Raw genomic sequence first — 21,875 nt, 5'->3', positions numbered from 1 at the left:
AAATTAAAGATTATTTATTAGCTTTTTTATAGATCAATAAGTCTACGATTTCAGACAATGTGTTTTTTAAGTTTTTACGGTTTACAATAAGGTCAATAAACCCTTTTTCTAATAGAAACTCTGCAGATTGGAATCCTTCGGGGAGTTCTTTTCCTATAGTTTCTTTAATAACACGGGGTCCAGCAAAGCCTACTAATGCTCCAGGTTCTGCAATAATAATATCACCCGTAGAGCCAAAAGAAGCTGTTATTCCTCCAAATGAAGGATCAGTTAATATAGAAATATAAGGTAACCCAGCTTCTCCTAATTGAGCTAGTTTTGACTCAATTTTAGCAAGTTGCATAAGTGATATTCCTGCTTCTTGCATTCTAGCACCTCCAGATTGACAAATAATTACATAAGGAAGCTTATATTTTAAACAATAATCTATGGCCCGTCGTATTTTTTCTCCTACCACAGATCCAATAGATCCTCCAATAAAACTAAAATCCATACAGGAAATATATATAGTTTTACCATTTACTTTACCAACAGCATTTCTAATAGCATCAGTTAGCCCTGTTTTAGCTTTAGCTTCTTTTATTCTAGTTTTATAAGGTTTAGTATCAGCAAAGTTTAAAGGATCTTTACTACTAACTTTTTCGTCTAGTTCAGTGAATTTACCGTTATCAAATAAAATTTCGTAATATTGTTTACTTCCAATTCTTACATGAAAACCATCTTCGGGACTAACATAATAATTAGCTTTTAATTGGTCTGTTTCTATAATTTTTCCTGTAGGAGTTTTATACCACAATCCTTTAGGAACATCCATTTTTTCACTATAGTCAGTATTAATATTTTTTTTACTTCTAGTAAACCATCCCATAAGTTGCTTTTTTATTTTGGCTGTAAATATAGAAAAAAAATAATTATTGAAGTTTCAATATTTTAGCGGGTGAATTTGAAATAAATAATAATTAAATAATTTTTTTATTTGAATTTATATTATTTATTAAATTATTTAGTAATTAAGTATTCTATTATAGAAAATATTTTTTGTAATAATCTCATCAGATCTATTAAATAAAAGAATAATGGTTATGCCTTTAAAAGGTTATTTATTATTTTATAAAATTGTAAATTTAAGCCTTACCCAGCATTTATCTTTATATTTAAAAATTATAAAAATTATCTGTAATTCCTTCACCAACAAACTTTGCAGCACTTTGTGTTAAAAAACCATTTTTTCCATTGTATTTTCGTAAAGCATCAGGAAGTGCAACTAACTTATCCACCAAGTTTTTTTAAAATATTATATATTTTATTTTTTCATATTTTTTCTGGCTCATTTTCTGGCTCATAATAATCAGCAAGACGGTCTTCACTTAAATTGTTAGGATGAAATGGATCAGGTTTAGAACGTAAGAATTGCATTTGACCTTTCCCAACTTAGGTAAAATGATAGTATTCGCTATACTTTTCATAACTTACACTCAACTCTTCTTTGGTAATTAAATCTAAATTAACTATTGAAAAAAAGGACTTGACGAATCCGTAACAGATATAAATAATCTTTTCTCTATATTAGATTCAGAGGAAGGACAAGTATCTAAAAAGAAAATATTTGAGTTGTATTCCCTAATAGTTTGACAAAATAATTCTTCATCTTTACTTGTCATAAAAAAAAACAAAATCTCGTGTTTTTCCCATAATAATTATTTTTTAATGATGATGTATTTTTCCTGCTTGCATATTTTTACCACTAACACTTAAATCTCCTGATTTTACAGCATCTCCTTTTTTTACTGTAATTACGATTGAATTAGGAGCATCTGTTTGAATTCGTTTGGCATTTATATATTCTCTTTGAGACATACCAGAGTTCATATAACATCCTTTGTCTACTGTATTAATATGGACTACTTGACCATAAGGGGATTTAAAGGTTAAATCTGCGTAAGAATCTCCTTTAGTACTTCCTGGTATTTTATTGGTTGGTAGTATATAAGTTTCTTTTACAGAAATCCATATAAATTTAAAATTCCACCATTTAACCCAATAGGATCCTGGCTTATATATGTTCCACTATCAGGTGAATAATACCTAAAACGGTTGTAACACAACCCGATTCCTCATCTTCATATTGTCCCAGATATCGAAAAGGGATAGAAAAACGGTTGTTAAACTTATCTTCTTTTTTCCAACACGACAGTCTGGCTCGTTCGCTAAAAACGTTCTCAACGTTTTTTAACGCTCTGTTTTCATAAATATCTAGTTCTACCTGTCAGGAAAATCAACCAACTGTTATATCTTCAATATTAAACTCATAGTCCATTTGACAAGAAATTTTCATTTCTGTAAAAATTTTATTTGATTCAAAAAAAATAATCATATCTTCATTATAAAAATTTATCCTCTTAATTTTAAGATCATTCTTTAATTTATATATATCTTGCTTAGAATATTCATAATCAATACCTTCATAAGCAGCATCCGTAATTTCTTCTGAGACAAAAGTAGTTATCTTACTTATTTTATTCTTATCTAATTGAATGATAAAATCTTTACTCTTGTTAATCAATTCTTTGAAATCTGAGATATCAGCTGCTTTTTTTTCTATATTGAATGAGAACTCAACAGAGTCGTATAGATTAGGAATAGTCATAACTCCTATCAATTGATTATTTTTTATTTGAAAATTATTTATAAATTCCATATGATTCATAATTGAGTCTTAATGTTTATGATCTAAGTTGACAGAATTTCTTCTTCTTGCTTGTGTATCATATTCATAAGCAGAAACTTTACCTGTTGTTATATCTGTTTCAATTTGTAATACTTTATTATTGCCCGTTTTTTCCCATATATAATGCATTTTAGTATCAGATGCGAAATATTCTGTTGTAACACCTTTATCAGCGACAAAATCTCTTATAGCAGAGCAGGCTGACATCCAGGTTTACAAGGATTAAGCTGTCCTACCATTTTTAAATGATCTCCAAGATTTACTAAATCATTAATATCATTTAAAAATTTTCTTTCAGTATGAGTAAGTAATGCTTGTTGTTGATTAGGCTTCATTCCCGTAAACATACCACCACTAGTATATGTTTCTGAAAATATTGTTTGTCCATTTCTAGTAACTGAGGTTTCTAAACCATGAACTAAACCATATACATCAATCTCAATATTAGTATTAGGAACATATGCATATAGACATTGATTATTTCCAGCTAACTTTATCGGATCCTGACAAATATACGTTCCAGAATTACTATCATAATACCTAAATCTATTATAGTATAACCCTGTTTCTTCATCTTCTTACTGTCCCTGATATAAAATTGGTATAAAATATTATTCTCTAATTATAAATATTACTTAATAATTTTCATTAAACTTTATAGAAGCCATAGCTTCTTTATCCCTATAAATATTTCTATCCTTATAAGTATATGCCTGAGGTTTGGAGAGATCTTGTATCAATTTAATTTGTGCATCTATTTCGTTTTTAAGAATAGGAATATTTGTATCATCATAGTCCAATTTATTACTTTCTAATATGACAGAAATAATATTTATAGAGGCATCACTAGATTTGTCTCCATATCTTTTATTACTCTTAATTCCATCATAAATTGTATTAAAAGAATATGTTAATTCTTTAATTACTACTTCTGGTAAATTAAAATCATCTAAATCATCTAAAGTATTATCATCAATAAAGGGATAATATTTATCTAGAGTTATATAAAGTTCTTTTACACTGATTTTATGAGAATCATTAAATTTCCAACATATAGTATTTATTTCTGTAAACATATTGTAATATTCAGGATATTCCTCTTTATAATTATCTAAAAATTCAAAGAGATAATTGGTATTCCAAAGATTCCAAAATAGTAAATTATCTTTTAATATTTTTTGATATTTTAGTGCTATTATTTTAAAATATTTTTTAAGATCCATAATCTTTAATTTAATAATTAATGTGAATGTCCAAAATGTTCTTTACAATTAGGACACATTTCATTTTTCTGTTTACTACTCCATGAAATTCCAAATTCTTTAATTTCTGAATCTAGGGGAATATTTCGTTCTATAACTCTTTCTGCATGATTTGCTAATTTAGTTTGAATTCCTCTTTCTCCATCAATAAATACTTTAAATTTTTTGCCACTAAATATATTTTCTTTAGGGACTCCTAACTCTTCCAACTTCTCCCTTTGGCGAGGGTTTAGGCTAGCTCCGCTCCCAGAAGCATATAAACTAGATACGCCATCTTTTTCTACTTTAGCAATACTTACTGTTTGACTTCTAAGAGCTCTTTCATCTCTAGCCAAATTATGAACCTCTCTAGCCATTTCAGCTAATTTATCACTTAATATACCTACTTTATGAAGACCAAATATATCTAACCATTTATTTGTATCTTTAGTATAAGTATAAAGGGAAGTTCTATCACCATAGAGATTAATAGGATCCTGACTAATATATGTTTCGGAATTACAATCATAATAATACCTAAACCGATTATAATATAACCCTGTCCTGATTGTTATTAGAATGAAAAACTAAGAAAAAATGTACATTTTCTTTCTTAGTTGATTATATTTTTTTAATTTAAATAATTTATCATTATTACCTAATGAATTTAATACTGTTAATATTATTACTTGTCATAACATTTTTAAATTCATCAGAAACAATAATTTTATTATCATATATACTTCGAATAATGTTATATACTAATCCATATTCTTCTAATGGAGAAGTATCTAAAATAATTTTAGTGAATTTATAAGAGTGGTCTACTGGATGAATTGTAAATTCTGACCGTTCTAAATCATAACATTTTAATTTATTAAATATATTTATAGCAAAATATTTTTCCAAAGATGTGTTTTTATATGTAATAATTGTTGAAAAAATCTGTACTTCATTTGAAAAATAAGATTCTATTAATTCTTTTAACTTTTCACTAATTAAAAAACCTCCTCCTACTGTTTCTAAAACGTCATATTTTATTATATCATCTTTTGATAAATCACTATTTTCAGAATCTTCATAAATTAATGGAGTATCTATTTTTTCATTTATAAACTTACCTATCGCTAAATAGGAACCATTAATTGTGTTTTTTAAACTAAATTTTAGTGGTAAATTAGGTTTACTTGTTATTTTAAGAAAATAATTCATATAATTTTTACTTATTATGGTTTAATGATGTTTATTTAATTGCACATTAGCATCTTTAGAAAGATACTTTTCCCTCATTTCATCTGTATATGCATCTACATGCATTTTCTTTATTTCTGGATCAGCATCTAAAGCATGTATTCGATCCAATTCCTCTAATGCTTCTTCTCTATGCCATTTTCTATGACTTCCATTATGTACTGTCCTTGTAGGATCTAGACTACTACTTTCAGGGAGATAGACTAAATTTCTACTATTGTTTATATCATATCCCAGCTCTTGTAGTAAAGGATGATCTCTCAAAGAATCTGCGATAATATGATGCTTTTGATATCCTGATATAGAAATCATTTCTGCAAAATCACCTGAAACTGGACCTCTAGCTAATCCTAAAGGGTCAATCCAATCATTTACATTATGTACATAGGAATATAAATAATTTCCACCCTTTAACCTTATCGGATCCTGGCTTATATATGTTCCACTGTCTGGAGAATAATACCTAAAACGGTTATAATACAGCCCAGTTTCCTCATCTTCATACTGTCCCTGATATCGAAAAGGGATGGAAAAACGGTTGTTAAACTTATCTTCCTTTACTTTTCCGTAAATATCCAGCTCTACCTCCCAAATCTGTTAAAACTAAACATTATATAAGGCTTTTTTTATTCTTGCTTTATATTCATTTAAATTGAATTCAATTTTTATTTTTTTTAATTTATTATTCAAAATAACCCCTGCATCAAAAAAGTAGGTTTCTAATTCTGTGATAAATATTCTCTTATTTTCAATTTGATTATCACCCCACTTAGTATCATCAAAGATAATATTGACTACAAAACTCTCTTTTTTGGAGCTATATCTAGGGCTATATATACCAGACGTTTCTTTATATTTTGTTAAATCACCATTAAACCCTAAATAAAATTCAATTTCTTTAACCTTTTCAATATGAAAATCATTAAATACTTTTTTCAAACTTTTCCTAATTACAATGTTTAAAGAGAATAAAGTATTTTTAGCTTTACTTTCTCCACCAAATGCTGAATTTAAATATATATCCATTTTTCACCTTTTATTTAATGTTTATGATGGGCTTTCATTTTATTATTAATATTATCTGCATCCGAACCGAGTTGTTGACCTTGTTTAGAACCAGCCCATTTTTCCTTATTTAAAGAGCCTGGTACTTTTTCACTTAACTCCCTTTCTAATTTTAGCATATCAGCCCGTGTACCTCGCATCATCTCTTCAATTTGCCAATCTTTAGGAATAGTATTTCCATATCTAGATTTTAAATTATTAACTTTATCTGTAATACCCCATTTCATAAAATTTCCTTCGACATCATACAACGCATACAAGACAGCTGGTTTTGTCGATAATGCAGAATTTCCATGTAAACTTGGTTTGGGCTTAGGTTTAGGTCCTGGCTTCTTTTTAAATTGACCATTCTTCTTATTTCCATAAGGATTATATAATCCTAAAGGGTCAATCCAATCATTTACATTATGTACATAGGAATATAAATAATTTCCACCCTTTAACCTTATCGGATCCTGGCTTATATATGTTCCACTGTCTGGAGAATAATACCTAAAACGGTTATAATACAGCCCAGTTTCCTCATCTTCATACTGTCCCTGATATCGGAAAGGTATGGAAAAACGATTGTTAAACTTATCCTCTTTTACCTTTCCGTAAATATCCAGCGCTACTTCCCAAATCAGTTCGCCTTGGTCATTGTAAGCCTGATAAGGCGTACCCAAATAATCGGAAACTATGGAATATTTCTTACTATTCCTGATTTTTGCACTTGGAGTAAACTATTTTAAATATAGCTTGATAATCAAGAATTCATATTCCTTACTCATTATAATTCAACCAATAATAATTCATCATGGTCATTCTCGCATAACAGTTTGTTCATTTCTAAATTAATGATGTTATATTCAAAATAATTACATTCCCCAACAATATTTATAAAATCTTCAATTGTGGATAATAATAGAAAGTTAGTATCATCTTCTATTACAATCCATACACTTTCATTTGGTTTAAAAAAATTAATGATTTGCTTATATAGGTATTTAGTATCATAAGTAAATGATTGAGGTTTTTTTATAAACTTCAACCACCATACTCTAGGGTTTCCAATTACAAATTTAGTTTGAATTTTTGTAATTATATTTTCACTTAATTTAGTATCTTCAAATAAGACTACTTTATTATCAAAAGATAATTGTTTTATGGCTTGTATTATTTCATTTTTCATATTTTTAATGGTTATGTTTTATAACCCCTTCTCCTTTATTAGGTGATCTATGAGGATGAGTTTCTCCCTCATAAGTCAAATTATAACGTTCTGCTCCACCAGCTCCCCTTTTACCTCCTTGTTGTACTCCAATGTGAGGTTTATCATGTCCATGAGAAATATCCATATCAGCATGAGCTGAATCATATGCTACTTTAGAACCATTAGAACCTTTAAACTCTACTTCTGTTCCAGTAATTGGATCATACTTTGTAGGAGAAAATGTTACAGTTATATCTCCTCCGGAAGCAAGATCAAAAGCAGCTTCTCTTGCTTCATCAAAATTTGGAAAATGAATTACTTTATTAAGCCCTAATGGATCAATAAATAAATTAATATTATTTACGTAACTATATAGCTTGTTACCACCTAATAACCTAATAGGATCCTGGCTTACATAGATACCACTATCTGGAGAATAATACCTAAATCTATTATAGTACAAACCTGTTTCTTCATCTTCATACTGTCCTAACTGCCTGAATTAGTTTACTTTTTAACCTTTTTAAATTTCAAATATCTACTAATCTCAAAGATAATAAATTTTATCTTTATTCTTAATTAAATTTAAACAGCCCTTTTGACGGAAATATCGTTCCCCAATTATACCGAACACAACCAATGGGATATTTACAACATCCTGCAACTCATCCGCTCCCTTATCCCCGAAGAGGAACTCGAACTCCTTGATAAGCTGAACAGTTGAATGAAAAAACAATCCAACCCTAGGGCTGGATTGTTTTAATATTAATTATAAGCTTCTTCTTCTGTTTTCATCCCATTGATGAATTTTATTAATGAATCTGATATAAACCGTATTGTTGATTCTGGACTACCATCATAGTCTTCTAAATATCCTATGTATATCTTATCATCATTAGCATTAATGCAATATGGATATCCTCCATCATCAATAGCAAAAGGTATATAAGACAAAGGAATTAATTTCTTTTCAACAGCTAATGATTGATATAATTCTTCTAATAAAATATCATTTTCAGATTGTTTATATTTCATCGGCAAAAACATTTTAACACTAACATCTACATCGTTATCTTCATCTATATAAAAATATTTTTCTCCTTCAATTTCTCCACCATTATATTGAGTATATAATTCAACTAAATCTTTTGGAAATGTAAGATTCATACCTTTACTTACATTCTTAATATCAGATTCTGTTAACTTTATTCCTGTATTTATAAATTTTTGCATTATAATGTATTTTTTATTTATATATTATTTACATGTAGGATGCCATCCTTGTTTTTTAGAAATATCAACAGCTTCTTTACTATCATATTTTACTCCAAAATGATCTGCAAATTGTCCAGCTGACCCTTTATGTGGGAATGAATCAATATGTGTTTGTGTTTTTACTAATTGCATTGTAGATTTTCCTGTTGTTGGATCAAAATCAGCAACATGATGCCAAGTATAACCCTGAGCTTCTGCAGCAGATATACCAGCAGCTTTATAAGCTTGAGTAAAATCTGAACTTCTTCTACCAGTTAATTGGATTGTTACAATATTTCTTTGATTTCCTGTTGTTGGAAATAAATCAGGGTGCCCTGTAAAATCAACAGTATTTGTTACAACTTTCAGCCCAAACGGGTCAACTTGCACGTTACTATCACTCACATACGCATACAGATTCGGGTTATTTCCTGCTAACCCTATCGGGTCTTGGCTTATATAAGTTCCTGTATTACTGTCGTAATACCTAAAACGGTTGTAGTACAAACCTGTTTCTTCATCTTCATACTGTCCTAACTGCTGGAATGGTACTGAATGCCAGTTCCCAAATTTATCTTCTTTTATCTTTCCGTAAATATCGTACTCTACTTCCCAGACTGAACTCCTTCTTTTTGTAATCTCTTATTTCAAATAACAATTACACAAATATAATTAATTCTTCTTAGCTTTAATTTAATACATTACTTGATACTACCAAACTTTAATCTAATTCCGCTCTCGAAAATAAATCTTGGATTAAGACTTTATTTTCACAGATTTCTTTAAATGCGACAATAAAAGTTTTTAAGGCATCTATATTTGATGAATAAGCACAAAACATATCTGCTTCAGAATCGAACTTAATAAATTCCATTAATTCGGACTTTCTTTCTTCTAAAAATACTTTAGCTAAAGAAGCCCAATCATAACCGTTTCCTTCAAACCCTTCCTCTTCTCTTGTTTGAAAAATTTCAGTTTTGTATTCTCCAACATTTAAACATACCGAAACACTTTTTTCGTGTTCAACCCAAAAGAAAGGTTTAATTGATTTCTTAAAATTATCAGTGTCCATATTGTTCTAATTCTTTAAAAAGTTCATCACCATTTGCTTTAATACCTTCTCTATACTTTACTGGTATTTTACTTCCACAACGCTCAAACCATTCATTAAAAGTTTTTTTCCATTCTTGTACTTTCTCTTTTTTTATCAATAAGTTAGCATCAATTGTAAACCTTTTAGCTAGCATCACCAGTATATCTATATGAGTTAAAACTGCTTGGACTGGTTTATTCGTCGTTTTTAACCATTCAATATTTTCTTCAATTTGTTTAAGTGCTAAATTTAAATAACGTGCATTTTCTAATTCGGCCATTTCATTACCTTCTGGCGCAGTACTAAATATTTTCATTTTAATGACATTTCACTTTTTTAGGTTTATTAAGCATTTTATCTTTTAGATCTGCCAATGGATTACTTGAAGTCCAACGCTCTTTAACTCTACCTCTGTTTTTATTCAATAATTTAGATTTTTTTAATTGTTCTTTTATAGAATCTGTAGCTGAGAACTTATCTATATTTTCAGCTAGTCTGCTTCTAATTAAAGCACCTTCAATTGAACGTGCTTGATCATGTGTAAGTCCTTCTGCTAAAATTTCCATTCTTACAAACTTTCCTTTTTTCAAGGGATCAGCAAGGTGTTCCGCCAACCTATCTTGTGCCTCTCTACTTGTTATGCCATAATATACTACTTTATTTTCATCATTAACAAGTTGATAAACCAACTCCAATAACCCAAACGGGTCTATCCAAGTATTAGAATCGTGGACGTAGCCGTAGAGCTGTATGCCTCCGTGTAACCCAATGGGGTCTTTACTAAGATAGGAGCCTGTAGTGCTGTCGTAATACCTGAAATATAATCTATCTAACTATTTATCTTCGTACTGCCCTAATTGCCTAAACGGTATGGAGTGTCTATTTCCAAGTTTATCTTTATTATTCTATTATTATTTTTAAACTTCTTTTTCTTAACTCATTCTCAAGAAAAATAAGTAATTTAGTTCTTAATTTATCATTAATGGACAAATTATCATTTTTAGTAACCCATTTAAAAGAATTTTTGTAAACTACATATTCAGATAAATTAGGAGGTTGCTGTGGCATCATTGCTTCGCCATTCACTGATAGCACATCATTATCTAGTTTAACTTTTATTTGTCCTCTAGTTATACTTAATATTTCCATAATTCTTATTTTATTGATTAAGGACAATTTGGTCCTCCTTTAATGAATCCTTTACTTTTTCCAGTCTTAGGATCTATTATTTCAACAGAAGTAACATTTTCACTATTCATTAATTTTCCCTTTTCAAAATTCTCCCAAATGTTATCTGGTCTTAAATCGTCTCCAATTATTCCTCTAACTTTACCTGTAGCTTTCTCTGCATATGCTTCGGACATTAATCCCCATTCCTTCACATTAATAGCGTTATTAGCATCCCATTCTCAGGCATAACAATTTTATGTTTTTCTATAAGCATCTCTAGTGTTGTTCCTCCATTCTTTTTAGCTATATCAGCAGCAACATCCATTCCTCCAATACCATTTGTTCTACCTGACCAAAAATGAGCTGTATTTGGAGCGGTTTTCATTAAATTTGTAGGCCTTGAAATAAATCTACCGGTGGAACTTTCGATCCATCTATTAGCCGAAGAATTCCATACAGGATACAATCCCCACGGATCCACCCAAGCATTACTATCATGCGTATACGCATACAGATTCGGGTTATTTCCGGCGAGTCCGATAGGGTCTTTGGAGATATAGGAGCCGGTTTGTGGGTTATAGTAACGGAAACGGTTGTAATATAAACCTGTTTCTTTATCTTCGTACTGCTATAATCAAATTATCCTAATCTTCATGTTTACTACTAGGTAAGCTTTTAATATTATCTATTTCGTCCATAATTTCATCAAATATCTGTTTATCACATTTTATTTTAAGAATTCTCTTATGATTTTCTTTTGAAATCATTACTAAACTATTATTAATATAATCAAAATAAACATCACTAAGTTTAGTATGACCTTTCCCAAAATTACTCCATCCACAAGAAAATTGAAAAGTTAGTGTTCTTCTTTCTTTATAAATATTTATAAATCCACATTCTTTTGATTTATGAAAAAGAACTATTTTAATTTCTTTTTCATCATTATTGTATGATTCAATATAAGGTTTTGCACACATTAAAAACATAGGGAATATTAATAAAATAATTAAAAAATATCTATTTACAAACATTTGCTTCATTTAGAGATTTTATCTTTTTTGATAAATTAGATGGAGTAACACCAAATAAAATATTTTTCTTATACCATGGCATTTTCATCTCTTTTATTCCAGCTGCTTGTGATGCTCCATAAGCAAAACTAGCACACTGTCTATTTCTCAAATTATAACCTTTCCCATCACCATTTCCACTTTTAAAATCATCAATATATTTTCTTAAATTAGACATTTGGGCATCATCTATATCATATGATCTTGAAATTAAAGCAGCACTATCTAAATGTGAGATATCATTCATATCTAAACCTCCTTGCATATCAGAAAACGTAATTTTTGCTATATCTCCTTTACCACTAAATCCAGGATCAGGCCATTGACCTATATATTCTGTTTTTCCATTTTCAGTTATACTTATAAAAGCATGTCCTATAGGATCTCCTTTAGGAGAATCAGAATAAATAGTTAAAGTACCACTCAATCCAAATGGATCTACCTCTATATTAGAATCGAAAACATACGCATACAAATTTGGGTTATTCCCGGCGAGTCCGATAGGGTCTTTGGAGATATAGGATCCGGTTTGTGGGTTATAGTAACGGAAACGGTTGTGGTCTAACTCTGCGCTTCCTTTTTACTCTCGCGAGAACCTCTCTTACTCCTTCTTCTTCAATATTTCAAATAACTCTGTTTTTTACCTTTTTTCAAAGATAAAAATTTTATCTTATTTAATCAATTTAAAAACTCAAATCTATTCCCGATTATCAAAACCTTGGTTTTACTCTTACATCTCTCTGTAAAATTACACAACCCACCCTTTTAGCCGAAATTTCGTTCCCCAATTATACGGAACACAACAAATGGGATCTATACAACATCCTGCAACTCCTGCGTTCTCTTATCCCTGAAGAGGAACTCGAACTGCTTGATAAGCTAAACAGTTGAAAAATAAAAGCCAACCTTAAGGGTTGGCTTTTTTGTTATAATTTAATTCCATTTTTTTAAATAATTTTGTATTTCATATTCTTCATCATAAAAAACATTTGTAAACTTCTTGTTTTCGTTATAGTAACTAATATCTAAGCCGATATGATTTGATATTTTTTTATCAATAAAATTTAAGAAGAATAATTCTGTATTAATTAATTTTACTTTTACTTTGAAATACTCATCGGATATAACAATAATATCATAATTATGAGTCACTTTTAAAATTTCAGTAATTTCCCAAGACTTAATTTTGCTTTTAACTACAGTATTATCGAGATTTTTAATATTAAAAGTATTTTTTAAGTCATTAGAAAAATTTTCAAAATAAATAGAATAAGTTCCATTAACTATATCTATAAATTCACAATTAGAATTTAACCTATATTCTTTTTCTAATTTATTTAATGTTAACCTATCTTTTATAGACAATCTTGATTTATCCATTTTGTTCTTAGTGTTATTTACATTCAACTTTAACGAATAAATGATGATCTTTCAAGTTAGGGTCATCTATTTTCGCATATCTATTTGCTTTAAAATCATAAGTATGTGGAGTATCTTTTGGTCCACCTGCGTGAACATGTAATTGACCATCATTAGTATGTATAACCACTACTTTTTTATGCCCATTAGCATCTGTAAACTCATACATTCTTCCATGTGAACCTGGATTAGCATCGTATTCATAATTAGCATAATTACCACCTTTTTTAGTAATATCATCGCCCACTTGCCATTGTCTATCAGGCTGTTGACTTCGTGGTATTCCTGCTAAATCTTTAGCCCTATTCATAGCTTGTCTTAATGATGTAAAAGGATTGTCTTTAGAACCTAAAGGATCCAACCCCAGCGGGTCAACCTGTGTATTTGAGTCAAAAGTATAGGCATACAAATTGGGGTTATTCCCGGCAAGGCTGATTGGGTCTTTACTAATGTACATCCCGGTTTCAGGATTATAGTAACGGAACCTGTTATAGTATAAGCCTGTTTCCTTATCTTCATACTGTCCTAACTGCCTAAATGGGATAAAGTTTTTGTCTTTGGTTCCTTTCTGCTTTCGGATATTTCCATAGATATCGTAGTCTGCCTCCCAAACTACTTTACCCTGATCGTTATAAGCTTGTACCGGGCGGCCTATATAATCGGAAATCAGGGAATATCTTTCCTCTCCTTCCAATTTAGCGGTAGGTACCAGGCTTCCTTCTTCATACACCCAGGTAGTAAGGTTTTCTACCGGTTCGGGCCTGTCGGGTTTTAACAATCCTAACTCATCGGTAATAACTCCCGGTCTTTCAGATTTCAAATAGCTCCATTCATGTAACAAAACGTTACCTTCCCAAAGATAACGATAAATTTTATCTCCTGCAATTTTGGCAGTTCTTCGCCCTAGGGCATCGTATTCAAACTGTATCCATTTCCCCTCTGGGGTACGCACGGCCTTTAGCATACCGTTTCCCTGCCATTGGTATTCCCAGTCTCCTAAGGCCCAGCTATACTCTTCCGTAATTTTATCCTTTGTTTTCTGGCGCAAACGGTCATAGGCTTTTCGCTCGGCCTGCGAATAATTCCTGATTTCGGCTTTGCGATCAAATTGATCTTCTCCGAACCAAAAAACTTTTTTTTGGGGAGTATCTTCCTCTGCTAAAAGGGTAGATTTTGCAGTTGCCTGCCCTTCTAAATCTGTGTTCAGCCCTACCTTGCGGCGGGTTTTTAGTTTCAGGTTTCCTTCTGCATCGTATATATAGTGCCAGTTTTCATCTTTCAGCAACTTGCTTCCGGCTCCGTATATCCGGTCTTTTTTTGCGGGAGTTTTATAGAGGTTTCCTACTTCATCCGGCAATTTATAATCATAGCTTCCGTCTTCATATTGGGCAGATGCCAGGCTTCCGAAGGCATCGTAGGTAAATTCGGCTTTTCCGTGGGTAAGTCCGTTTAGTACCTGTGTAAGCTTATGGGTAGGGCTCCAGGTATACTGGCGGTGATAGGTTTCGCGGTGGCCGCTCCGTACCTGTTGTTTTACTGGGCGCCCGTACTCGTCATAAGAGGTAGTAAGGCGCAGGCCTCCGCTAAGCTCTTTTTCTATTTCCTGCCCCAGGTGGTTACGGGTGATTTCAGCTTTCCAGGCTTCCTGTTGCCCGTCACCCCATTCCTGAAGGGCTTCCAGGGATACTAAATTCCCTTGTTCGTCAAAGCTGTTCCGTATCAGGGCACCTAAGGTACTGGATATTTCTACGCGGTTTCCGTTTTCATCATAGGTGCTAAGGATCCGGTGACCGGGATCTTCCGGCAGGCCGGAGGAAATAATTTCTTCTGTTATGCGTCCGGCAGCATCGCGGTTCAGCTTCACGCAATTATCCTGATTCCGGGCTTCAAGTAATTGCCCGTCTTTATTATAATCAAAGGTTTCCCAGCTTCCGTCGGAATGTTCGGTACGTATAACCAGCCCTCGCAGGTTGTACTCATATTCCGTCCAGCGGCCTCCGGGTTTTTGTATCTTTATAATTTTTCCGGCGCGGTCTCTGTGGTAATAAAGGCTGGTTTTGTCAAAGCCTGTTTCCTGTCGTATATCTCCTCTTGCATTGCGGTAAAAAAGGTATCTTTCTTTTTTTTCATTGCGAATTTCTTTGAGCTGCTCCATGGCATCATAGGCAAAGTGTACTTTTATTCCGTTTTGTTCCCGCATGCGTAGGCTGCCCAAGGGGGTGTATTGGAAGGAAACCTGGGTTTTGTCGTCAAAAGCTTCCAAAATTTCCTCGTAGGCATTGTAGCGGAAACGGGTGTGCCCCTGTGGGGAATTTACAGATATTACGCGTCCCAGTTCATCGTAACGGAAATGTTGGGTATTCCCGCCCGCATTTTCTACCCGGGTAACATTTCCTTGGTAATCATATTCCCAACGGGTGGCATTTCCCTCTTTATCGGTCAGGGATAACAGGTTATTTTGCGCATCATATGCCATATATAAAGGCACTCCGTTTTTTCGGATTTCACACGGCAGGTTTTTCTCATTATATTCCAGTACGGTAAAACTATCATCGGGCTCTATAATGCTATGAAGCATATTGGTTTCTTCACTGTAGATATATGCACGTTTTTGTCCTTCCGGAGAAATAGAAAGGGTCTGACGGTCTCTTTCATCGTACATAAAGATATGTTCACTTCCGTCGGCAAAGGTTATGGCAATAGGATTTCCACGATCATCATAACTATAACCGGTCATATTTCCTTCTTCATCTATCTCCCGGTATATTTCCATAAATTCGGTATATTGAAAAAAGCGTGAATTACCCAAAGGATCCTTAATCTGGGTTACGAGTTGCTCGGGTGTATAATAATAGAAGGTTTGGCTTCCTCGTGCATCGGTGACTATATTATAACCTTCTTTGGGGTGGTATTCTATCCGCCCTTCCTGCAATCCGCCATCTCCCCAGGTATGAATGCAGCGGCTTCCGGTATGGTTTCCGTCATATTCCCAATAAAAAGACTGTCCGTTGCGGTCGGTCTTTTTTACCATTAAATGATCCTCATATTTTATATGGGTGGTTTGCCCCAGGCTATCTGTAATCCCCGTCATATTTCCAACTTCATCATAGCTGTATTCCACCAAAGTTTTCGGTTCGTTATTTTCGGTAAGAAGATCAGCCCGTATAATTTTTCCGCCTTCGGACTGTATCTTTATTTTTCTTCCGGCCGTATCTGTAATTTCTGCCACAACATCTGCACGGTAGTTAAAAGTAAGGCTAAACCCGGCAATATTCTCTATTTTAGTAAGCTTATACTGAAATGAAGTAACCCCATAGGTATAATAATAGATTTGTTGAGTGTCGTGATGGTATATCTCAAAAGAATTTTTATTTCTTTTTAAGGTTATTTTTTCCTGTCGAAGGTAAAATTCTTCTTCTTCCTCTATCAGCGGAAAGGCTACTATTCTTCCGTCTTCCGCACGTACGGCAATGGCTTCTTCTTCGGGAATAATTTCCACATCCAGATCATAATTCCAGTGAACGCCGTAGCCTAAAGCACCCTGATAGGAAGAGTCCGAGTACCAGGCGCGTTTCCATTCCAGCGGAATCATTCCCGGTAAAGAAAAATCGGTTCCTTCATAAACTACAGCCCCATTCACCAGATTAACCGGCTCAAACCCGGCATGACAAAGTGCTTTTCTTAACCATTGGGGGCCTTTGCATTTTTTTAATACTTTGGCAAAAAATTTCCTACCTAAATTCATAACGGCTCCAAATCCGAAACTCATGGCCAGCCCCATAATCATTCCGCCCCAGTCAGGAGGATAGGGTCCCCCAACATTTACCGAAGATCCTGTAGGAATAGGTAAAGAATAAGAAGTGGGTGCAAAAAGGGTAGGCACCAGTTTCCAGAATTTTTTCTTACCGGGCTGAATAGATAAAGGAATGCCTATATCGTTACAAGTCATAAGCATATGTCCTTTGGGGCTAAATCTCATTCCGTCTGCCAATACCTTTTCCGCAGCAAAGAAATTCATGGATTCATGCCCGATAATAGGAGCCATAAACCAGGGAGGGGTAAAAAGAGGAATATGTACTAGTGGAATGATAACTCCGCTGGTATCTGAAACCCCTCTCTTTATCCCATTTACATGGACGGTAGCTCCTATAAAAGGAATATAATCCATAGGGTCTACTACAATCCCTATATAGGGATGAAAGGGATTAAAAGGCGGTAAAGTAGTAAAATGTATATCTAACCCCAATACCGGGGTAAAATGATTATCTGATAGTAGCATGTTGGTTCATATATTTACGTTACACTTGTGCTGGGAGACATTCCTACTTTAGAAAAAGCTTGTTGTCTCCATTCTTTTCCAAAAATTAAAATCATACGTTCGTTAATTTCCCGGTATTTTTCTTGGGAAACCTGAGATGAATACCCGAGGTAGTAATTGACAATAAAGGTAATTTCCGTAGCCTTTAATTGTTCATCTTCTTGTTGGTACATAAGTTGAAAGGCACCTGTCTCTAAATATTCAGTCATTTCAGATTTCATAAAATGTCTTTCAGCCATAATAATAGCATTTTTACAATTACTGATGGCCTCTAGGTAATGTTTGTTATCTAATGCTTTTTGGGTACTTTTTATAAACCACTCCCATGATTTTTGATGCTGACCGCATATGCTGTAATAAGAGGCTTTATAGTTATAGATCTGCAATAAGATACCTAAGCCGGCCTCATCTTTATATTTTATTAACGATTCACAAATGATAACGCCTTTATCCAGTAAAGAATGTATTTGTTCATCTTTAAAACGAAATAAAAAACCGGCATAAATCAGATGTGCAGAAGCCCACAAACTTTTATCTCCGGTAGATTGTGCTAGGTCTAATAACTTATTTCCCCAGTTATGAACTCCTTTTTTATATCCTGCTGCAGCCTCTTTACCCATTTCCAGCATACAGGTTCTAAATTTTACCTGAGGGTCATTAGGATTACCACCCTTAATCAATTCTTCATAAGCGCCCTTCATGTCTTGATCTTCTACAGTAAGTGAAATACTTGTATACTCATGGGTACCTACTACTTTAGCATAAAAATTATCTTGGGTATAGTCAGTTAAAAGAATACCTATATTTTCAGGTAACTGAACAGCCATTTTTTTTAGCCATTTAGAAAAATCGGAATAGCTATACACTTTACGGGGAACAATACCTATTCGTAATTTTTTAGGAGAATCTGAAATGCATTGCTGGTAACTGGCTAGCATTTCCAGTAATAAGTGTCCTTGTGGTTGTAGAGGAGAAGCCTTTTCTATTTTTTCTTTATACAGTGGAAATTCTTTCCACGGAAGATCCGGGATTTTTTTCAACCCTTTTTCATATTCTAAGATCCAATCTTTAACCAGATTATATGAAAAATATGAAAGATTCTCAAAATCCGTAAGCATTACTACCAATACTTCATCTATGGTTCTATATATAGAAGATTCCAGTTTATAAAAACCATTGAGTAGGGTTAAGTCATCTTCATTGGATAACAAAAAACGGACTACTTTATAGTTTTTCCCCTCTACTTGGCTTTTCCATTTTTGTTGGATACGATTAATCCTTACTGCAACCGGATTATGTTCGTTCATCATAACAGTAAATTTTAATTTAGTTAAGGTTTACCGAACCGGATCCTTTTATATTTGAAATAGTGGATTCTACATCTATGGTTTCTCCGGATTTTATTTCTACCTGTCCTTTAGCTTTTACACTTATTTTTGGAGCTTCTTCTTTTATTATAGTATTACTTTTGGTTGTTACTATGTCTAAACCTACGGTTTCATGAGATTTGGTTTTTGTTTCTATTTTATTCTCTCCTTCTATTTTAATCTCTTGTCCGTTTATTATAATTTTTCCATCTTTATGTAGTTCTATACTGGAAGCACCACATGAAATAATAATTTTGTCACTTGAATCCAGAGTTGTTTTTCCAGCTCCATCCATTACCAGGCTGGCAGGACCTTTATCCATCAAAGTCATATCACCTTTCTGATCGTTAAAGGTAAGGTTAGAACCTGCTGCGGTCTGTAAGCCCTTCATATAGTTTCCCTTACCTCCATGACCTGATTTTCCTTTTCCGTTGAACATCGCTCCCAAAGAAACAGGCTTCTCTGCATTCCCATTCTCAAAGCTCACAATCACTTCTTCGCCTATCTCGGGCACTACATGCATCCCTTTGCCGGCTCCTGCATAGGGCGTGATGGAGCGTATCCATGGGGTCATTCCGTTAAAGGGCTTCTGCCATAGAAACTGCACTCGTATTCTTGACATCCCTTCCGGATCGTTGTTATCCATAACCGTAGCCGACTGCTCTTCACATTGTGGGATGGCGTCTTCTTCCATATAAGGGGGGGTCTCTATTTCTTTGGGTACCCCTACTATGAAGTTATGATAACCTTCCATGCCTTCGTAGTTATGGGTGATCTCTATAATGCGGTAGCTCTCTAAGGGAACTTCTCCGTTCTTGAATATCTCATGTCCCGGCATCCAAGCTTTGAGCTTAACAATATCGCCTAAACGTATGTTCGGATTATGGGTCTTGGCTTCTAAATAAAATACGTTTTGACGGCTCTGTTTCTGTCTTTTTACTGCAGAGGTAAGCTCCATCCTGCCACTTTCCATCAAACTTTGATTGTATAAGGAAAGGGGGACTTTGTTGTAGGTCTTGGCTGAGGCTTCTTCTGCATATTGCTGAAAGGGGTTTTTGGTACCCTGTACGCTTACACTTTCGGATTCTACGGTGTAGTTCTCTGCCTGCTTGGCATCGTAGGACGTATAGGTGAACTTTTGGGGGACTAATTGCATCTTCAGTTCGTATTCGAACAGGTCTTGTTCTTCTACCAGCTCTACGGTCTTGCCCCCATACCCGCCAAAGACCAGCTGGGTGCCATTGTAGTAAAACCATTCTCCATATCTTGTAGCTAACCTTCTGATAAATTGATAATCGGATTCCCGATATTGTACGGTATATAGCAGTTTTTCCTGTAGGTGCGGACGTATATCCCACTGAATCAGGTCGGAAGGATATTCGCGGGTAGATTCTTCAATAATTTCTTTAAGTCCTTTTTTTTCGAAGCTCTGGCAATCCAAGCCATTTTCTAACAGGATGGTTGGGGATTTTCCTTCTAAGATTATGTGGCTATAACCGTCTATGCGTTTGTTGCGGATCTGGGTTATGATTCCGGTAAAGATATAGGTGGTCTGTCCGTATTGTTTGAGTTGCAGGGTACAGCGTTTTCCTAAATACTTACGGGTATTCGTTAAGGGATAGCTGTCTTTTTCCCCGAAAGCCTCACTGGGACACAAAATTTCAAAGCTGTCATGAGTCCCTACCTGCTGGTGTATGCTCAGAGTAAAATGGCTATCGGTTAGTACGTATTCCCCGCCTATTTGTACGGTGCTCCATACCAGATGGCTGTCGCCGTAGAGGCTCTTTAAATCCCCTCCGTAGGTTACTAAACTGCTTAAGGCTTTTTGTTTTTCCAATACTTCCGGGGGGATGATTTCAAAGGTGTTGCCTTTTATCGGGCTAAGTTCTTCGTTTACCCGGGTTAGTTTGTTTTGTACCCGGGTGGCTGTTTCCTGTACTTTTTTTACCTCTTCTCGGATGCCTTGGGTGGCTTGATCCAGTTTCGTCTCGGCTGAGTCAAGGGCAGATTGTTGTAGCTTTTCTGTGAGTTTACTCAGGTCTACCTGAGGTGCCTTTTTATTCGGATCTTCTATTATGCTCATATATTAGGGTTTTAATTCGGGAAAGGACTTGGCTTTTCCTCCTTTTTTATTGGTTTTTAAAAATATACCCTGACCCTCTCCCTGGGGTTATTTTGCTCAGCCCAGTTTCCAACTGTTCTCATAGCTGATATTGGCTATACTCAGCTTCTTGGAACATAATTGTAAGCGTATACGCATCGGCTGGTTATCTGTGGCATCAAATTCTTCTTCGAAAGAGATGCAGTAGCTTTTCTCAAATTTTACTTCCTGTAGTTTACTCATCGCATCGCGACGGTAAAAGATAATGACTCCGTCTTTGGTCTTATTTTGTGATAGCATCCAGTCTATGAAAACTGAATTCCCGTTACTTTCCAAGGTTAAATCCAGGTATCCTCCGCGGGTTGCTCCCTGGGGTTTGCCTGAGGAATCTATGTTTTTTTGAAAGCTGTAGTGGCAATGAAGTACTGTATATACAGATCCTTCCATTTCTAATTTGGCTAAAAATGAAGACATTTTATAAGTTATTTTTGATAAGTGTTTGTTTTTATAATAGGGATAAATTTGAAAAAAGGAGAAGCTACTGCTTCCCCTTTTTTTTCATTCTCTTTGCTTAAGAGATGTTTTTTCTTATGGGGATAGAGA

At 33.7% G+C, this 21,875-nt stretch carries 28 protein-coding genes and 5 pseudogenes; all 33 read right to left on the bottom strand.

Annotation, left to right across the window (positions count from 1 at the left end; all coding sequences use genetic code 11):
• Positions 1 to 10 precede the first annotated feature (10 nt).
• The gene (gene accD / locus C4S77_RS00155) at positions 11 to 868 is read right to left on the bottom strand and encodes an acetyl-CoA carboxylase, carboxyltransferase subunit beta (RefSeq protein WP_105245190.1); all 858 of its coding nucleotides are present in this window, start codon (positions 866 to 868) and stop codon (positions 11 to 13) included.
• Between the two features lie 286 nt (positions 869 to 1,154).
• Positions 1,155 to 1,277: a hypothetical protein gene (locus C4S77_RS13285; RefSeq protein WP_260209220.1), complete on the bottom strand. Its 123-nt coding sequence runs from the start codon at positions 1,275 to 1,277 to the stop codon at positions 1,155 to 1,157.
• A 427-nt stretch (positions 1,278 to 1,704) separates the two neighbouring features.
• The gene (locus tag C4S77_RS12845; protein WP_181042765.1) at positions 1,705 to 1,857 is read right to left on the bottom strand and encodes a hypothetical protein; all 153 of its coding nucleotides are present in this window, start codon (positions 1,855 to 1,857) and stop codon (positions 1,705 to 1,707) included.
• A gap of 140 nt (positions 1,858 to 1,997) precedes the next feature.
• Positions 1,998 to 2,105 (bottom strand): RHS repeat-associated core domain-containing protein, encoded by a 108-nt coding sequence (locus C4S77_RS13100; RefSeq protein ID WP_260209218.1) that lies wholly within the window; start codon positions 2,103 to 2,105, stop codon positions 1,998 to 2,000.
• Positions 2,106 to 2,275: 170 nt separating this feature from the next.
• Entirely contained in the window at positions 2,276 to 2,698 is a 423-nt protein-coding gene (locus C4S77_RS00140; protein ID WP_146106001.1) for a hypothetical protein, read from the bottom strand.
• Positions 2,699 to 2,716: 18 nt separating this feature from the next.
• A complete protein-coding gene (locus tag C4S77_RS00135) occupies positions 2,717 to 2,935 on the bottom strand; it encodes a hypothetical protein (RefSeq protein WP_105245186.1) in 219 nt (72 codons plus the stop codon).
• Entirely contained in the window at positions 2,914 to 3,075 is a 162-nt protein-coding gene (locus tag C4S77_RS13505; RefSeq protein ID WP_146106000.1) for a hypothetical protein, read from the bottom strand. Before C4S77_RS13505 ends, C4S77_RS00135 begins: the two co-directional genes overlap by 22 nt.
• A 288-nt stretch (positions 3,076 to 3,363) precedes the next feature.
• Complete coding sequence (locus C4S77_RS00125) at positions 3,364 to 3,951, bottom strand: hypothetical protein (protein ID WP_105245184.1); 588 nt, start codon at positions 3,949 to 3,951, stop codon at positions 3,364 to 3,366.
• Between the two features lie 17 nt (positions 3,952 to 3,968).
• Positions 3,969 to 4,346 carry a hypothetical protein gene (locus C4S77_RS00120; protein ID WP_105245182.1) on the bottom strand — a complete coding sequence of 126 codons (378 nt, stop codon included), beginning with the start codon at positions 4,344 to 4,346 and terminating at the stop codon, positions 3,969 to 3,971.
• A gap of 277 nt (positions 4,347 to 4,623) precedes the next feature.
• Positions 4,624 to 5,181, bottom strand: coding sequence for an imm11 family protein (locus C4S77_RS00115; protein ID WP_105193752.1), 558 nt, complete (start codon positions 5,179 to 5,181; stop codon positions 4,624 to 4,626).
• A gap of 21 nt (positions 5,182 to 5,202) precedes the next feature.
• On the bottom strand, positions 5,203 to 5,532 hold the full coding sequence (locus C4S77_RS00110) for an AHH domain-containing protein (RefSeq protein WP_105245179.1): 330 nt from the start codon (positions 5,530 to 5,532) through the stop codon (positions 5,203 to 5,205).
• A 45-nt stretch (positions 5,533 to 5,577) separates the two neighbouring features.
• Positions 5,578 to 5,793, bottom strand: a pseudogene (locus C4S77_RS00105) (RHS repeat-associated core domain-containing protein); the annotation flags it as partial.
• 30 nt (positions 5,794 to 5,823) lie between these two features.
• Complete coding sequence (locus C4S77_RS00100; RefSeq protein WP_105245177.1) at positions 5,824 to 6,246, bottom strand: Imm12 family immunity protein; 423 nt, start codon at positions 6,244 to 6,246, stop codon at positions 5,824 to 5,826.
• 14 nt (positions 6,247 to 6,260) lie between these two features.
• The gene (locus C4S77_RS00095) at positions 6,261 to 6,950 is read right to left on the bottom strand and encodes an RHS repeat domain-containing protein (protein ID WP_260209216.1); all 690 of its coding nucleotides are present in this window, start codon (positions 6,948 to 6,950) and stop codon (positions 6,261 to 6,263) included.
• Between the two features lie 104 nt (positions 6,951 to 7,054).
• Positions 7,055 to 7,456 carry a hypothetical protein gene (locus C4S77_RS00090; protein ID WP_105245174.1) on the bottom strand — a complete coding sequence of 134 codons (402 nt, stop codon included), beginning with the start codon at positions 7,454 to 7,456 and terminating at the stop codon, positions 7,055 to 7,057.
• 4 nt (positions 7,457 to 7,460) lie between these two features.
• Positions 7,461 to 7,955: pseudogene (locus tag C4S77_RS00085) on the bottom strand (polymorphic toxin type 47 domain-containing protein); the annotation flags it as partial.
• A 287-nt stretch (positions 7,956 to 8,242) separates the two neighbouring features.
• A complete protein-coding gene (locus C4S77_RS00080) occupies positions 8,243 to 8,710 on the bottom strand; it encodes an SMI1/KNR4 family protein (protein WP_105245170.1) in 468 nt (155 codons plus the stop codon).
• Positions 8,711 to 8,734: 24 nt separating this feature from the next.
• Positions 8,735 to 9,328 carry an RHS repeat-associated core domain-containing protein gene (locus tag C4S77_RS13275; RefSeq protein ID WP_260209317.1) on the bottom strand — a complete coding sequence of 198 codons (594 nt, stop codon included), beginning with the start codon at positions 9,326 to 9,328 and terminating at the stop codon, positions 8,735 to 8,737.
• Positions 9,329 to 9,452: 124 nt separating this feature from the next.
• Positions 9,453 to 9,803 (bottom strand): immunity 51 family protein, encoded by a 351-nt coding sequence (locus tag C4S77_RS00070; protein ID WP_105245168.1) that lies wholly within the window; start codon positions 9,801 to 9,803, stop codon positions 9,453 to 9,455.
• Entirely contained in the window at positions 9,793 to 10,140 is a 348-nt protein-coding gene (locus tag C4S77_RS00065) for a hypothetical protein (protein ID WP_105245166.1), read from the bottom strand. Before C4S77_RS00065 ends, C4S77_RS00070 begins: the two co-directional genes overlap by 11 nt.
• A 1-nt stretch (position 10,141) precedes the next feature.
• Complete coding sequence (locus C4S77_RS00060) at positions 10,142 to 10,519, bottom strand: GIY-YIG nuclease family protein (RefSeq protein ID WP_105245164.1); 378 nt, start codon at positions 10,517 to 10,519, stop codon at positions 10,142 to 10,144.
• Positions 10,520 to 10,531: 12 nt separating this feature from the next.
• Positions 10,532 to 10,636, bottom strand: a pseudogene (locus C4S77_RS13500) (RHS repeat-associated core domain-containing protein); the annotation flags it as partial.
• An 88-nt stretch (positions 10,637 to 10,724) separates the two neighbouring features.
• The gene (locus tag C4S77_RS00050) at positions 10,725 to 10,973 is read right to left on the bottom strand and encodes an Imm74 family immunity protein (protein ID WP_105245163.1); all 249 of its coding nucleotides are present in this window, start codon (positions 10,971 to 10,973) and stop codon (positions 10,725 to 10,727) included.
• 17 nt (positions 10,974 to 10,990) lie between these two features.
• On the bottom strand, positions 10,991 to 11,206 hold the full coding sequence (locus C4S77_RS00045) for a hypothetical protein (protein ID WP_221405041.1): 216 nt from the start codon (positions 11,204 to 11,206) through the stop codon (positions 10,991 to 10,993).
• The gene (locus C4S77_RS00040; RefSeq protein WP_260209213.1) at positions 11,203 to 11,475 is read right to left on the bottom strand and encodes a hypothetical protein; all 273 of its coding nucleotides are present in this window, start codon (positions 11,473 to 11,475) and stop codon (positions 11,203 to 11,205) included. Before C4S77_RS00040 ends, C4S77_RS00045 begins: the two co-directional genes overlap by 4 nt.
• Positions 11,476 to 11,517: 42 nt before the next feature.
• Positions 11,518 to 11,562 (bottom strand): annotated as a pseudogene (locus C4S77_RS13450) (hypothetical protein); the annotation flags it as partial.
• A 76-nt stretch (positions 11,563 to 11,638) separates the two neighbouring features.
• Entirely contained in the window at positions 11,639 to 12,037 is a 399-nt protein-coding gene (locus C4S77_RS00035; RefSeq protein ID WP_146105999.1) for a hypothetical protein, read from the bottom strand.
• Positions 12,015 to 12,623 (bottom strand): annotated as a pseudogene (locus tag C4S77_RS00030) (RHS repeat-associated core domain-containing protein); the annotation flags it as partial. The gene C4S77_RS00035 and the pseudogene C4S77_RS00030, both read right to left, overlap by 23 nt.
• Positions 12,624 to 13,000: 377 nt before the next feature.
• A complete protein-coding gene (locus tag C4S77_RS00025) occupies positions 13,001 to 13,447 on the bottom strand; it encodes a hypothetical protein (protein ID WP_146105998.1) in 447 nt (148 codons plus the stop codon).
• Between the two features lie 13 nt (positions 13,448 to 13,460).
• Positions 13,461 to 17,765 (bottom strand): DUF6531 domain-containing protein, encoded by a 4,305-nt coding sequence (locus C4S77_RS00020; RefSeq protein WP_105245157.1) that lies wholly within the window; start codon positions 17,763 to 17,765, stop codon positions 13,461 to 13,463.
• A 14-nt stretch (positions 17,766 to 17,779) separates the two neighbouring features.
• Complete coding sequence (locus tag C4S77_RS00015) at positions 17,780 to 19,114, bottom strand: hypothetical protein (protein WP_146105997.1); 1,335 nt, start codon at positions 19,112 to 19,114, stop codon at positions 17,780 to 17,782.
• Positions 19,115 to 19,130: 16 nt separating this feature from the next.
• Positions 19,131 to 21,254: a type VI secretion system Vgr family protein gene (locus C4S77_RS00010; RefSeq protein WP_105245153.1), complete on the bottom strand. Its 2,124-nt coding sequence runs from the start codon at positions 21,252 to 21,254 to the stop codon at positions 19,131 to 19,133.
• A 96-nt stretch (positions 21,255 to 21,350) separates the two neighbouring features.
• Positions 21,351 to 21,746: a type VI secretion system tube protein TssD gene (gene tssD, locus C4S77_RS00005; RefSeq protein ID WP_105193622.1), complete on the bottom strand. Its 396-nt coding sequence runs from the start codon at positions 21,744 to 21,746 to the stop codon at positions 21,351 to 21,353.
• Positions 21,747 to 21,875 lie beyond the last annotated feature (129 nt).

The sequence above is a fragment of the Apibacter adventoris genome, from assembly GCF_002964975.1.
In the GTDB taxonomy this organism is placed as follows: domain Bacteria; phylum Bacteroidota; class Bacteroidia; order Flavobacteriales; family Weeksellaceae; genus Apibacter; species Apibacter adventoris.
The sequence above is the reverse complement of the archived record's forward strand: the minus strand, read 5'-3'. Positions and strand labels throughout refer to the sequence as shown.

Bases quoted from the DNA above. Each gene is read 5' to 3' on its own strand.
- C4S77_RS00100 (WP_105245177.1), bottom strand. From the start codon at position 6,246: ATGGATATATATTTAAATTCAGCATTTGGTGGAGAAAGTAAAGCTAAA.
- C4S77_RS00140 (WP_146106001.1), bottom strand. From the start codon at position 2,698: ATGGAATTTATAAATAATTTTCAAATAAAAAATAATCAATTGATAGGA.
- C4S77_RS00120 (WP_105245182.1), bottom strand. From the start codon at position 4,346: ATGGCTAGAGAGGTTCATAATTTGGCTAGAGATGAAAGAGCTCTTAGA.
- C4S77_RS13505 (WP_146106000.1), bottom strand. From the start codon at position 3,075: ATGTTTACGGGAATGAAGCCTAATCAACAACAAGCATTACTTACTCAT.
- C4S77_RS00135 (WP_105245186.1), bottom strand. From the start codon at position 2,935: ATGTCAGCCTGCTCTGCTATAAGAGATTTTGTCGCTGATAAAGGTGTT.
- C4S77_RS00025 (WP_146105998.1), bottom strand. From the start codon at position 13,447: ATGGATAAATCAAGATTGTCTATAAAAGATAGGTTAACATTAAATAAA.
- C4S77_RS00115 (WP_105193752.1), bottom strand. From the start codon at position 5,181: ATGAATTATTTTCTTAAAATAACAAGTAAACCTAATTTACCACTAAAA.
- C4S77_RS12845 (WP_181042765.1), bottom strand. From the start codon at position 1,857: ATGTCTCAAAGAGAATATATAAATGCCAAACGAATTCAAACAGATGCT.
- C4S77_RS00020 (WP_105245157.1), bottom strand. From the start codon at position 17,765: ATGCTACTATCAGATAATCATTTTACCCCGGTATTGGGGTTAGATATA.
- C4S77_RS00050 (WP_105245163.1), bottom strand. From the start codon at position 10,973: ATGGAAATATTAAGTATAACTAGAGGACAAATAAAAGTTAAACTAGAT.
- C4S77_RS00010 (WP_105245153.1), bottom strand. From the start codon at position 21,254: ATGAGCATAATAGAAGATCCGAATAAAAAGGCACCTCAGGTAGACCTG.
- C4S77_RS00065 (WP_105245166.1), bottom strand. From the start codon at position 10,140: ATGAAAATATTTAGTACTGCGCCAGAAGGTAATGAAATGGCCGAATTA.
- C4S77_RS00015 (WP_146105997.1), bottom strand. From the start codon at position 19,114: ATGATGAACGAACATAATCCGGTTGCAGTAAGGATTAATCGTATCCAA.
- C4S77_RS00110 (WP_105245179.1), bottom strand. From the start codon at position 5,532: ATGATTTCTATATCAGGATATCAAAAGCATCATATTATCGCAGATTCT.
- tssD (WP_105193622.1), bottom strand. From the start codon at position 21,746: ATGTCTTCATTTTTAGCCAAATTAGAAATGGAAGGATCTGTATATACA.
- C4S77_RS00125 (WP_105245184.1), bottom strand. From the start codon at position 3,951: ATGGATCTTAAAAAATATTTTAAAATAATAGCACTAAAATATCAAAAA.
- accD (WP_105245190.1), bottom strand. From the start codon at position 868: ATGGGATGGTTTACTAGAAGTAAAAAAAATATTAATACTGACTATAGT.
- C4S77_RS00035 (WP_146105999.1), bottom strand. From the start codon at position 12,037: ATGAAGCAAATGTTTGTAAATAGATATTTTTTAATTATTTTATTAATA.
- C4S77_RS00070 (WP_105245168.1), bottom strand. From the start codon at position 9,803: ATGGACACTGATAATTTTAAGAAATCAATTAAACCTTTCTTTTGGGTT.
- C4S77_RS00090 (WP_105245174.1), bottom strand. From the start codon at position 7,456: ATGAAAAATGAAATAATACAAGCCATAAAACAATTATCTTTTGATAAT.
- C4S77_RS00080 (WP_105245170.1), bottom strand. From the start codon at position 8,710: ATGCAAAAATTTATAAATACAGGAATAAAGTTAACAGAATCTGATATT.